This window comes from Parashewanella sp. 2210YD4-3, from assembly GCF_056591735.1.
This window is the reverse complement of the sequence record NZ_JBWQOG010000004.1, coordinates 48,921-62,552: the sequence shown is the minus strand read 5'-3', so window position 1 is coordinate 62,552 and position 13,632 is coordinate 48,921. Positions and strand designations below refer to the sequence as shown.

Here is a 13,632-nt window from a genome sequence, read left to right as displayed (position 1 = left end):
TGCCTTCGCAGGTACGACGTAAGTCCTTTATATCAAAAGTAGTATGACTTCACTTATGGCAAATTAAAGGTTTAAGGTACAGCGACCAAGCTGAGCACTTTTTGGATCACATCATCTGTGCTGATCCCTTCAGCTTGAGCTTGGTAACTTAACAAGATACGGTGGCGTAGCACATTAGCTGCAACTGCTTGTATATCTTCAGGCGAGACATAATCACGCTCTTGCAACCAAGCTCTAGCTCTGGCACACCGTTCTAATGAAATGGTTGCACGAGGACTGACACCGTATTCTATCCATTGTGCAAGGTCTTCATTAAAGTGCTGAGGTTGTCGAGTTGCCATTACGATATCGATGATGTATTTCTCTAGCGGTTCGGCAAGGTAAATATCCAATGCAGCATCACGAGCAGAAAAAATATCCGCTTGAGAAATAGGTTCCATTGACGGCAACTGGTGCGTTTGTGCTTCTTTGCGTGATTGGCGCAAAATTTCCATTTCAGTTTCAGCACTTGGATAATCAAGACTCAAATGCATAAGAAAACGGTCAAGCTGAGCTTCAGGTAATGGATAAGTCCCTTCATTTTCTAATGGATTTTGTGTCGCCATTACTAAAAATAGTTCTGGTAATTTATAGCTGTTTTTACCAACAGTTACTTGGCCTTCTGCCATGGCTTCTAATAGTGCTGATTGAACCTTGGCTGGCGCACGGTTGATTTCATCAGCCAATATTAAGTTATGAAATATTGGCCCTGCTTCAAATTCGAAAGCACCGGTTTGAGCACGATAAATATCTGTACCTGTTAGGTCAGCAGGTAATAAGTCTGGTGTGAACTGAACTCGATGAAAGTCACCTTCAATACCATCACACAAAGCTTTTACTGCGCGGGTTTTTGCCAAGCCAGGAGGGCCCTCAACTAATAGATGTCCATTAGCAACTAGTGCGATAAGTAAGTTCTCAGTGAGTGTCGGCTGGCCGAGGATCACGGTATTTAAATATTGTCGTAATGTTTGAAAACGGCTTAGAGACATGATTTTTCTCAGTAAATTAAATGCTTCGACTACGATTTATGATGTTTTTATCATTTTACTTATGGGAAGTTCAAGCGGTTAAGTACCTGAGCATAAGTTTTTCGATAATTTTGGCTGTCACATTAAGTACTAAATAGGGCGTTCTTGCGAAGAAATATCAACAATATTTCAGGCAAGAACAACGTAGTAGAGTGCTTGAGATGGAAGCCAATAAAGCGAAAAAAACTATGTTTAGGTACTTATCTCATTATTCATAATGAGATAAATCTAAACGAGTGTTTGAATTTCATCCGTAAATAGTTAGAATCAGATCACAGTTTTATGGTCTGACCTGTTGTTGCCTGACAAGTTCCGTTTTCGAACCAAGTTTTTGATGTCAATGGAAATCAGTCATTTTCAGATCGGTTTATTTATTCCATTCAAATCTATTCTATGGTTATAGGATCTAATGTATGGATTATTTCAAAGGGGTTTTTTATGGGTGGTAAGCAACAACTGACTAACGGTCGCGGCGAACGAGTTGCGATTGTGAGTGGTTTACGAACACCGTTTGCTAGGCAAGCAACGGCTTTACACGGAATTTCAGCATTAGATTTAGGAAAAATGGTGGTTAACGAGTTGCTTTCTCGCTCGGAGCTCGATCCTAAATTGATTGACCAATTGGTGTATGGTCAAGTGGTTCAAATGCCAGCTGCACCCAATATCGCTCGTGAAATTGTTTTAGGCACTGGTATGAATGTACATACAGATGCTTATAGTGTCACCCGAGCTTGTGCGACGAGCTTCCAGTCAACAGCGAATATCGCTGAATCTATTTTACTGGGCAATGCCGAAATTGGTATCGCGGGTGGCGCGGATTCATCATCGGTTGTACCGATTCAATTTTCTAGACGTTTTGCTCGTGGTTTAGTGGACTTATCAAAAGCGAAAACATTAGGTCAGCGTTGGAACATTATCAAAAAATTAGGTTTAAAAGACTTAAAGCCAGTACCTCCTGCCGTTGCGGAATATTCAACGAATTTAAGTATGGGGCAAACCGCAGAGCAAATGGCAAAAACACATCAGATAAGCCGTGCTGATCAAGACGAGCTCGCTCACCGATCACATACTTTGGCTACTAAAACATGGGAGTCAGGTGTTTTAAAAGATGAGGTAATGGTTGCTCACGTTCCGCCTTATAAATCTTTTATCGAGCAAGATAATAATGTTCGAACGGATTCTAACTTAACGAGTTACGCTAAGCTTCGTCCTTCGTTTGATCGCAAACATGGAACTGTGACCGCTGCTAACTCAACTCCATTAACCGATGGTGCTTCAGCCATTATTTTAATGAGTGAGGGTAAAGCAAAAGCTTTAGGTTATAACCCAATTGGTTATATCAAGAGTTATGCATTCAGCGCCATTGATGTCTGGGAAGATATGTTAATGGGACCGTCTTATGCCACGCCAAAGGCGCTCGCTAATGCGGGTATGCAGCTTGAAGATCTTGACTTGATCGAAATGCACGAAGCCTTTGCCGCTCAAGCATTAGCAAATATGAAAATGTTTGCTTCTAAAAAGTTTGCAGAAAAAAAGCTGGGTCAATCTCGTGCAATTGGTGAAATTGATATGAGCAAGTTTAACGTACTTGGTGGCTCCATTGCTTATGGTCACCCATTTGCGGCAACTGGTACTCGTTTGATCACTCAAGTATGTAGAGAGTTAAAACGTCGCGGTGGCGGTACAGGCTTAGCGACGGCTTGTGCCGCTGGTGGTTTAGGTGCTGCAATGATTGTTGAAGTGGAGTAATCAAGATGGATAAAACATTTAATTTAGAACGTCGTGATGATGGCATTGCAGTGGTGACCATGGATGTCCCTGGTGAAACCATGAATACCCTCCGCGCCGAGTTCGCTGATGAAATCAGTACCTTGCTCAGTGAAATCAAGCGAGATAATAGCATTAAAGGGTTAGTGCTTATTTCAGGTAAAAAAGACAGCTTCATCGCTGGTGCAGATGTCAAAATGTTGGATGCCTGCAAAACTAAAGATGATGTCACGGCAATTACCAAACAAGGTTATGAGGTTTTTGCTGAGCTTGAGGGGCTTTCGTTCCCTGTAGTAGCTGCGATTCACGGCGTTTGTTTAGGTGGTGGTTTAGAGCTTGCCATGGCATGTCATGCAAGAATTTGTACTGATGATGCTAAGACGATGCTAGGGCTGCCAGAAGTCATGCTTGGTTTACTTCCCGGTGGTGGCGGTACGCAGCGTTTACCTAAATTAGTGGGGATCACAACAGCTTTAGATATGATGCTTACAGGTAAGCAGCTTCGTGCCAAACAAGCACTAAAAGCTGGGCTGGTGAAAGATATGGTTCCTCAGTCTATTTTGCTTGAATCTGCAATCAATTTAGCCAAATCAGGTAAGGTCGCACCTAAGTCTCGTAATAAATCACTTATCAATCGTTTATTAGAAGATACATCAATTGGTCGCAATATTGTTTTTGATCAAGCGGCGAAAAAAGTTCATAAGAAAACTCAAGGAAATTATCCTGCACCACCAAAAATTATTGATTGCATTAAAGTAGGTGCAAACAAAGGTATGAAAGCTGGTTTAGAGGCTGAGTCTCGACATTTCGCTGATTTGGTTTTGACTAAAGAATCAGAAGCACTGCGTACCATCTTTTTCGCTACTACAGAAATGAAAAAAGAGGCGGGCGAAGCAGAAATTCGAGACTTAAATAAAGCTGTTGTCCTAGGTGGTGGGTTGATGGGAGGCGGTATCGCTTCGGTTACGGCCACAAAAGCTAAAATGCCTGTCCGCGTAAAAGACATTGCAGAGCAAGGGCTAAGTAATGCCTTGGCTTATGCTTATAAGCAGCTAGATAAAAAAGTAAAACGTCGTCACATGACCGCTTCTGCTAGAGACAATACCATGGCGTTGATGACCACAACAACAGATTATCGTGGCGTTAAGGATGCTGATATTGTTGTCGAAGCCGTGTTTGAGGATTTAAACCTTAAACACAAAATGGTGAAAGATATTGAGCGAGAATGTAACAAAAATACTATTTTCGCTTCTAATACCTCTTCACTTCCAATTGGGCAAATCGCGGAAGCGGCTGAGCGACCTGAAAATGTGATTGGTCTTCATTACTTTTCTCCCGTAGAGAAAATGCCGCTGGTAGAAGTGATTGCCCATGAAAAGACATCCCAACAAACCATCGATACCACGGTAGCATTTGCGCGTAAGCAAGGAAAAACTCCGATTGTAGTTAAAGATGGGGCCGGTTTTTATGTTAACCGTATCCTCGTGCTTTATATGCTAGAAGCCGCACAGGTATTACTTGAAGGCCAACGGGTTGAGCATTTAGATAAAGCACTGGTTAAGTTTGGTTTCCCTGTTGGCCCAATCAATCTTTTAGATGAAGTTGGTATTGATGTTGGCGCTAAAATTTCCCCCATTTTAGAAAAAGAGCTAGGTTCACGATTTAAAGCCCCTGATGTATACGAAAAATTATTAGCTGATGGTCGTAAAGGTAGAAAGAGCGAAAAAGGTTTTTATCTTTATGGTAAACAAGCCAAGAAAGGCAAAAAGCAGGTTGATGAATCGGTTTATACCTTATTTGGTATTACCCCAAGCCATGATCATGATCCTCAAAAACTCGTTCAACGTTGCGTGGTGCAAATGCTAAATGAAGCGGTACGTTGCTTAGAAGAGGGCATTATTGCTTCTCCTAGAGATGGGGATATTGGTGCTATTTTCGGAATTGGATTCCCTCCATTCTTAGGAGGCCCATTCCGTTATATGGATGAAATGGGCGCTGATAAATTAGTGACTCTTCTTAAAGGATATCAAGCCACTCATGGTGAACGATTCGAACCTTGTGAATTGTTAGTAAAAATGGCGGAAGAGGGTAAAAAGTTTTACGCCTAATTTTTATAGTCAAGAGATCTGCGTCAAAGAATTGACAAAAAGCGGCAATAATAAGCCGCTTTTTTATTGCCTGCCGGAAAATTGTCGTTATTAATCAATTTGATATAAGTGATAACAATATAGATAGTTAACTCTGCCATTACTGGTGGTAACTCTGTTTTCCGTCATACCTGCGAAGGCAGGTATCCAGCGACTTTACGATCAAAGGAAAATAGGTGGTCAAAGTACACTTTCTCTGAAGGCTTGTTTGAGTTACTTGTTTTAGGGCAGAGAAGGGTAGTGATGTGTCTACTTAAAGGGGTTGCTATAACGAGGTTAGGATTTGATGGTATAGAGAGTGTAGATGAGCTGTTAAAAGAGCAGCTACGCTGAGGGTTGATACCTCAGCGAATGCTGATGCTTTCATATTGATTCCAGTTCGGAATTAGCTCCACCAAGCTTTTGCAGAAACAACTTCAAGTTCTCTCAAGCTCTTAGGAAGCTTCACCTTATGAGTTTTTGGCTTAGCTAAACCCATAGAGATAAGGATATTTCTTAGCATAGTGAGCTCCTTAGGCGGTTTGAGAATGTTTAAGGCGCATACCTGGGTGAGCAGCCGTTTCGATGGCTTTAAGGCGCATGCCTGGGTGAGCAGCCGTTTCGATGGCTTTAAGGCGCATGCCTGGGTGAGCAGCCGTTTCGATGGCTTTAAGGCGCATGCCTGGGTGAGCTGCTGTTTCTATGTCTTTAAGGCGCATACCTGGGTGAGCAGCCGTTTCGATGGCTTTAAGGCGCATGCCTGGGTGAGCAGCCGTTTCGATGGCTTTAAGGCGCATGCCTGGGTGAGCTGCTGTTTCTATGCCTTTAAGGCGCATACCTGGGTGAGCTGCTGTTTCGATGGCTTTAAGGCGCATACCTGGGTGAGCAGCCGTTTCGATGGCTTTAAGGCGCATGCCTGGGTGAGCTGCTGTTTCGATGGCTTTAAGGCGCATACCTGGGTGAGCAGCCGTTTCGATGGCTTTAAGGCGCATGCCTGGGTGAGCTGTAATTAAAGCTTCTTCACTGCTAGTTGTACTTGATGGTGCAGCCAAATTTGCTGCTGCAATAGCTGCTAATATGATGATTTTTTTTAACATAATTTTCCCAAAGCTGTAAATATAAATTCATATTTATTTAGCACATGTCGTGCCAATAAATGCGTCAATTTATTGTTTGGAAATTTATGCTGTTATATTCTAACTAGTAGTTTTTTGTTTCAAAAATTTAGTGAGTTTATCCTTTGGCAACGGCTTACTAAAAATGTAACCCTGTATCTCTTCACACTTTAAAGCGCGAAGTGCAGTTAATTGATTTTGCTCCTCAACACCTTCAGCAACCACTTTAAGATCCATGTTATGGGCAATAGTGATAATTGAATCTACCATTTTAAGATCACGATCGGATTTATCAATGTCATCGATAAATGATTTGTCTATTTTAATTGAAGATATCGGGAAATCCTTGAGATAAGTTAGGGAGGAGTAACCTGTACCAAAATCATCTAAGGCTAAGCTTATTCCCATACTGCGTAGTTTAGTCATTACTTTAATGGCTTGCTCAGGATCTTGAATTACAGTACTTTCAGTGATTTCAATCTCAAGATGTTTAGATTCAAGTTCAGAATAATTCAGAACTTGGGTGATTCTTTTTTCAAGATCAGGCAGGGCAAATTGTCGAGAAGATAAGTTAACGGCCACTCGACCTTCAAAGCCATGTTCAATAACCAACTTTCTAGTCGTTTGGCAAGCTTTGCTAAGTACAATTTCGCCAATTTCTACAATAAGCCCTGTTTCTTCAGCAATCGGAATAAATTCTGCTGGAGAAATAAATCCGTGAACTGGGTGTATTAAGCGTACCAAGGCTTCCATCCCAGACAATTTATTGGAACTTAATGAAATTTTGGGTTGGTAATAAACCTCAAAATAATCATTTTTTAATGCTTCTCGAATTTGATTTTCAATTTCTAGTTGACGAACTGCACCAGCATTTTCGGACTCTTTATAGAAGTTGAAACTATTACCACCACTAGACTTTGCTGAATACATGGCGATTTCTGCTGATTTTAATAAATTATGTTCGTTGGTTTCATCATCTGGATACAGCACAATGCCAATACTGGCACCAACAACTGCTTGATGAGATTTTAAAGCTACGGGCTGAACAAAAGTTTCAATAATTCGATTTGCAATAGCTGCAATATGGTTAATATCTGTCAGCTTTTCAATTACAATCGCAAACTCATCTCCGCCAAGGCGATACAAGGTGGCATCATTATCCAATGCCTGTTTCATTCGACTTGAAACCTGTTGTAGCAATTCATCACCAAGTGCATGACCCAATGAATCGTTGATCTTCTTAAAATTATCAATATCCAAAACCAACAGTGAATGGTTTGCTTTACGAGTTACTAAGTTGGTTAATGTGAGTTGTAAACTGTCGCGGTTAGGCAAGCCTGTTAGATTATCGGTAGAGGCGATGTGGCGCATCTCTTGTTCTTGAGCTTTTTTGATTGTGACATCAGAGAATATCGCCACAAAATGGCTGGCATTATCCTGATGATCGTAGATAGTATCGATACTGACATCCATTTTAAACAGGCTATCATCGTCGCGTTTGGCATCAATTTCACTGGTCCAGCGACCATAATTAGTAAGCATATGCTTTACTTGGTGAGTAAAACTCTCTGGGTATTGAGTGAATTTAAGTTTTTTGCCAATTAAATCATCGCTGGAACAACGAGTGATTTTACAACAAGCTGAATTGACTTCGATAAACTCAAAGTTTGCATCAAGAATAAACACACCTTCAGAAATATTTTCGATTGCGGTACCAAACAATTTCAATTGTTCTTCATTGCGTTTGAAGTCATTGATGTTTTTAATGGTTCCCGTCATACGAATAGGTGAGCCGTCATCTTCGCGCTCAACGACTCTGGCTCGGTCTAAAATCCAAATCCAGTCACCGTTTCTGTCTCTTACTCGATAAGGCACTTCAAAAATATCAGTTGAAGCATTTAGGTGCTCACTGAGCATCTTATTCACATGCTTTCTATCCATTGGGTGAATATTATGACCTTGCTGTTCATTTTCCGAGCGCTGGCCTATTTCAGGGAAGTTAAGGTTTTGCCATACATTGGAACGAAAAATTTGCCCTGAACGAATATCCCAGTCCCACATTTCGTCACCACTCCCCCATAAAGAAAGCATTAATCGTTCTTCACTGAGAGCGATTTTTTTCTGAATCTCACGACGTTTTTTGAGTAAAATCACTATTAATATTAGTATGATAAAGAACAAAATGAAGTACCCTATCTTAGCAGCTTTACTAAGCCACCAAGGCGGGGTGATTTGTATTCGAATATGTTTAACATTGCTTTCGATGTTAGTAATTGAATCAATCGCTTTTATATTAAAAACATATTCACCTGGAGATAGGTTCGTATAAGTTGCAGAGTGTTCCTCGTTTGCAGTTATCCAGTTAGGGTCTATACCTTGCATTTTATATAAATATTTAGCTTGAATATTTGGTGATGAAAATCTAAAAGTGAAAGGGTAATCTGAATGAGAAAATATAAACTCTTTAGCTTGGCTTATATTTCCTGAAAAATGATTTTTAAAAACTTTTTTATTAAAAACCATTAGTGAAGATATAGAGATGGTTGGCTTTTTCTGGTTTTTTACATAAAAATCAAAGTCTGAAGGAGTGAAGTAACTTACTCCACTAGTTCCACCTATTAATAAACTATTATTGCTTACTTTAATTATTTTAGAAGAGTTATATTCTTTTTGTGAGCCAGAATTAGTGTTGAATACATATGGTTTTAAATTGTTTTTTATATATATCACTTCACCTTGTGAAGCTGCCACGACAAAATCAGCACCACAGAAAACACTATAGATGTTTTTGTTATTTTCATAGATACTTGAGATTTTCATTGAATTCAAATCTATTTTTTTCAATGAAGTGGTAGTGCCAAAGTATAGGTTCGATTTGATATCACAACTCGAAAATACCAACTCGTTATCAATTCTTTCGTTGTTTTTATATAGGCCTTTGCTAGTCGATATAAAAAAATCTTCATTTACTTTATTTATACTTAAAATCGTTTGATTGTTAAAATTTATTTCTTTAAGTAATGTTCCCTTTAATTTTTTATAGACATATACTGAACCATCGTCAGTGCCATAATAAATTTGTTTGCTGTCTTCATTTTTTGATGTTATTTTTTTATTTAATAATAATTTTTCAGGTTTATTTTTTTCTACTAAGAAAAGCCCTGATTCAGTAGCAATTAAATATTTGTTATCTACTATGGATATATATTTGTACCCATGCTGTTTTGTGATAACTCTTTGAGATATATTAAAATTCTTGTCAAGTTTTAATATTTTTTTTTCATTGGTTGAGATAATTATACTGTCATTGTTTTGCTTAGTTATATTCCAAACTGGATTAGTTATGTTAGATATTTTTTTTAAAAGATTTTTGTGTTTGTTAATCGAAAGATAACCATTACCAATAGTTCCAATGTGAAAATTATTATTTTTAAAATAAGCTGTTATTATTGGGACGTCAAAAGAGAATGAACCTATTGTTTTTCTTTGTGTTAGGTTTTTTATTCCCTTACTGTTTATACCAAATAGTTCATTGTCAGCAAAAATTATTTCTTCATAATAATCTTCACTGATTTTTTTTACTACTTCTCTGTCTATAGTATAAGTACCAGAATTTGAAGAATAAGTTAACTTATTATTGTTTTTTGCTATTGATAAAACTTTCTTACTTATGAGCTCAAATTTGCCTTTTGTATAGAGTGATAAATCTCTTGAGTAAGTTAAGATGGCTGTATAGTCTTGGAAAATAAAATAATCCCTTACTCCTACTTCGGAGTTATAATCAAATAGAACTTGCAGATGGCCTTGATCTTTTGAGTAGATATACCTATCAGTAGAAAGTGTGAGGCTATCATTTTGTTCTTTGATTGCCCAAATTGGCTGGTCTCCTACAATATTAGAAAAAACTTCATCAAAAGTATCACTTTTTTTCTTATATTTAGCTAAACCACTATCAGTTCCAACCCAAAGTGTACCATCATCATCTACAAACAAACTGCGAATAAACGGACTAGGTAATCCACTATCGCCCGCGAAGTAATGGGTAAATTCAGTACCATCAAAACGGTTTAATCCATTGACTGTGCCTACCCACAAAAAGCCATCTTTATCTTCCACAATCGAGGTAACAGTACTTTGCGATAACCCCTCTGCAACCCCATAAGTTTCAGTGTTGAGAATAATGTGCGAATCAGGAATTTCGATTAGATCTGTTTCTTCAGTTTTAGATATTGAAGTGTCTGATTTTTGTTCAGTTGATGGTTCTGATTTTTCAAATGAAGCTTCTGCGATGTTATCCGAAGCATGGGTGATCCCTGAGAGGACAAGTAAAAACAAGGCACAGATGTGTCTGAAATGCATAGTTATCTTTTTAGTTATTGTTATTGGCTAAACGAGTACGGTAAAACACAACACTTTTTCAGATTATTATGTATTTGTCAAAGCTATTGTATCCAATTGACAACATTTGTTACGACCTTGAAATATTGTGTCAAAAAATGGCTAAACAACAGGATTTTGACACGACTTCTCTATGGCTAAATTATGTTTAACATTCGTTACAAGCTGAAGCGTGTCGAGAGATGCTTAAATGATATAAGATCTTCAGGAATGGGTTTAGTTGCGGGGACTTGCTGGTCTTGATGCTCTTCTCCACATGAGTAAAGCACTATTCTATCTTTGTAATTTGTCTTCATTTTTTCGACTAGAAAACGGATCAATTCTGCTCTTGTTAAGTGATTTATTTCATTCACCACCTGTTCACGCTGATTAAATTGATAATCTTTGTTGCCAATACTGGTCCAGTATCTTTGGCTGCGAGTTTTTAGGTTTGGATCGTGCTCCATGATTTGATTGATTAATCCCTCTTTTGTTTTCAACCATGACTCATTGGTTAGTTGCATAACTGTGTATGAAAAATCGCTTATAAAGCTGTCTATCTCTTCTAGTAATATTTTAGGGCCACTGTTAGGGGACTGGATATAAAAAATCATTCCGGGATGACGATTTAAGGGGAGGTAATTTGTTCCTACCATATATCCTAATTGTTTTTGGGTTCTCAGCTCATGGAAAAACGGTGATGACATGGTGTGATTGAGGAGACTAAAAAGTGCCATATTCAAGGTGTTCGTATGCTCTGACTGAAAGTAAACTAAAATGGCGCTATCCTGATGTTCAGTACTCACTTTACTCACCAACGTGCCTTGGCCTTTTAAATTTACTAATTCCCGCTCACTTTCTGGGCTTGGTGCAGAGACTAAATGCAATACTTCGCTTAAGTGATCGCAAACGTCTTTAGCTTCTTCTTGTAAATAGTCACCGTATAGAAACCCTTCTAAATAAGTGGCTCGATAAAACCGCTCTACATGTTGATGAAGTTTATCTAAAGTCGCGCACTCAATTTCATCAGCTAGCTTCAATGGCTCATAACTTCTCAACTGTACGGTTGAAGTTAATGCTGAAAATAGCTGAGAAATAGGACGAGTATTACTGATGTTTCTCCAATTTCTTATTAATTGCTTAGTGACTCGTTCAAAACGTGTTTGGCAAAAATTTCGTTCTCTGGCTTTTTCAATAATCAACTTGAGTAAATCTAGCTGCTTAATCGTAAAACCGCTGATATGGAGTGTTAAGCCTGCTTGATGTGGATATATATGATAGTGAATACCAGCTACTTCGGCATCATAGGTAAACTCAGAGAGATAATCCAACACCATTTCTATATATAAACGTGTATAAGCGGCATGAGTTTGTGTATCGCAAGCATGTAAGGAGTCAATTGCTAGATAAATATGGCCTTTAGGTACATTGAATTGCTGATCTTTCTGGTACCAAAGCCTGAACCCTTTACCGTCTTTTAAAATACTCGGGGTTGTGAGTGGATAATCCGTTAACCTTGGTCGAGCCTTTTCGATAATAAAAGGGTTTTTGGGTGGTAGGACTAATTCAGCTCTAACTTGAAGGTTATTACATTTTTTTATTAGCCATTGGCTTACTTCATCAATTCGGTATTCAGCCTTATACCATTTGCTACAGATTTGAGCTTGAACTTCAGGAGCGATAACTTGTAATCGCATATTTTCTGGCTTGAGAAAGTCCAGCAGCGTTTTGGCTTCTGAGACATTTAGCCCATCCATACGATAATCACCATAGATGACATCTTCTACAGGGTAATGCTGTAAATTGATACTGAGGTGACTCACCAACTCAATCGCTTTTACAGGTTCTTGGTAATCAAACGCTTGTTGGAGTATGTTTGCTCGTTCTTGGTAGCGCCATTTTTCTAACCCATGTTGTTTAATGAGTTCTAGGTATTCGAAAGTGGTTATAACTATGTCATCAATATGATCTAACCCTTTTGCTGTTAGCTGAAAAAGCAGTGAGAAATCTTTGAAGTTATAGCCGGAAGCTCCACCACCAGCTGACAAATTGTTCACCCATCCTTTTGATTTCAGGTATGAGAGTAGGCTGCCTTTTGTTTCGTTACCGAGCAGGTGGCTGATAAAGGTGAGTGGCTTACGAGGGTAATGTTCTTCAATGTTTGGTAATAGAAAGCTAATGGTTAATCGTCGCTGGCTTTTAATTGGAACAACACTGATTTTGTTTTGTAATTGTAACTGATCGTATAAAGGTACTTTAGGATAGTGCTTGACGATAAATGTATTTTTGATTCCTGAGAAATATTTTTGTGCTAACGCTTCAATTTCATCCAAACTGTTGGGCGAAATTAGGCACAAGGTCATAATGTTTGCGCTGTATTTAGTGCGGTAGAAGTCAAGAAGCTCTTGTCTTAATTCATTTTCGTCACCACCCAAAGTCACTAAGTTTCCAACCGAAAACTGAGTGAAAGGGTGTTCATGGTTGCAGGTTTCTTTTTCAACCTCATAGACGCGGCGAACATCATCTTTGAGTTTTAAACTGAACTCAGATTCGATGGCATGTCGTTCTCGGTCTACGTATTCAGGATCAAACAATGGCGAGATAAAAAATTGACTGAAGCGATCTAGCAAAGCTTCAAAATAATTAGGAACGATTGAAGATAGGAAGTTTGTATGTTCACTGCCAGTCCATGCATTGTTGCTGCCACCATAGTGGTTTACAAATTCATTGAATTCACCACTTTTTGGGTATTTTTCAGTTCCTAGGAATAACATGTGTTCCAGAAAATGAGCCATACCTTCGCGATCAACAGGGTCGTCGAAATGACCAACATTCACAGCCATAGATACGGCGGACTGATTGGTGTTGTCATCTTGTATCAAAAGTACCTTGAGTTCATTGTCGAGAGTGATAAAGCGATACTGACGATGATCATTGGGACTGGTAATGATTGAACGATGTTCAGTGGTCAATGATTATTCCTGTTAGTGTAAAAGCGCAAAAGAGAGTTCAACCACAATATATAGTGGTTCCAGTTTGTCTATTTCGCAAATTATGGCGGAAATATTTTTGTGCGATGAGCTCGTCGTTAAGGTTGGTTATGAAAATTATAATGAGCTGACTTTAGACGTTACTGTGATAGAGTCCGGATTTCAACCAAATAGTTATTTGGTTTTTTAA

Annotated in this window: 6 protein-coding genes; 2 read left to right on the top strand and 4 right to left on the bottom strand. The window is 38.7% G+C overall.

Features of this window, described 5'->3' with window-relative positions:
* Positions 1–71: 71 nt before the first annotated feature.
* The gene (locus AC1EU0_RS07425; RefSeq protein ID WP_480301649.1) at positions 72–1,028 is read right to left on the bottom strand and encodes an AAA family ATPase; all 957 of its coding nucleotides are present in this window, start codon (positions 1,026–1,028) and stop codon (positions 72–74) included.
* A gap of 477 nt (positions 1,029–1,505) precedes the next feature.
* Here AC1EU0_RS07425 and fadI point away from each other — a divergent pair, with 477 nt between their 5' ends.
* Positions 1,506–2,816, top strand: a complete 1,311-nt coding sequence (gene fadI, locus AC1EU0_RS07420) for an acetyl-CoA C-acyltransferase FadI (RefSeq protein ID WP_480301647.1) — start codon at positions 1,506–1,508, stop codon at positions 2,814–2,816.
* Between the two features lie 5 nt (positions 2,817–2,821).
* Entirely contained in the window at positions 2,822–4,942 is a 2,121-nt protein-coding gene (gene fadJ / locus AC1EU0_RS07415; protein WP_480301646.1) for a fatty acid oxidation complex subunit alpha FadJ, read from the top strand.
* Between the two features lie 551 nt (positions 4,943–5,493).
* Here the strand turns inward: fadJ and AC1EU0_RS07410 are convergent.
* From AC1EU0_RS07410 to AC1EU0_RS07400, 3 genes are all read right to left on the bottom strand, one after another.
* Positions 5,494–6,057, bottom strand: coding sequence for a hypothetical protein (locus AC1EU0_RS07410; protein ID WP_480301644.1), 564 nt, complete (start codon positions 6,055–6,057; stop codon positions 5,494–5,496).
* 99 nt (positions 6,058–6,156) lie between these two features.
* On the bottom strand, positions 6,157–10,434 hold the full coding sequence (locus AC1EU0_RS07405) for an EAL domain-containing protein (RefSeq protein WP_480301642.1): 4,278 nt from the start codon (positions 10,432–10,434) through the stop codon (positions 6,157–6,159).
* A 197-nt stretch (positions 10,435–10,631) separates the two neighbouring features.
* Positions 10,632–13,424 (bottom strand): insulinase family protein, encoded by a 2,793-nt coding sequence (locus tag AC1EU0_RS07400; RefSeq protein ID WP_480301640.1) that lies wholly within the window; start codon positions 13,422–13,424, stop codon positions 10,632–10,634.
* Positions 13,425–13,632 lie beyond the last annotated feature (208 nt).

Bases quoted from the DNA above. Each gene is read 5' to 3' on its own strand.
- fadJ (WP_480301646.1), top strand. From the start codon at position 2,822: ATGGATAAAACATTTAATTTAGAACGTCGTGATGATGGCATTGCAGTG.
- fadI (WP_480301647.1), top strand. From the start codon at position 1,506: ATGGGTGGTAAGCAACAACTGACTAACGGTCGCGGCGAACGAGTTGCG.
- AC1EU0_RS07410 (WP_480301644.1), bottom strand. From the start codon at position 6,057: ATGTTAAAAAAAATCATCATATTAGCAGCTATTGCAGCAGCAAATTTG.
- AC1EU0_RS07405 (WP_480301642.1), bottom strand. From the start codon at position 10,434: ATGCATTTCAGACACATCTGTGCCTTGTTTTTACTTGTCCTCTCAGGG.
- AC1EU0_RS07425 (WP_480301649.1), bottom strand. From the start codon at position 1,028: ATGTCTCTAAGCCGTTTTCAAACATTACGACAATATTTAAATACCGTG.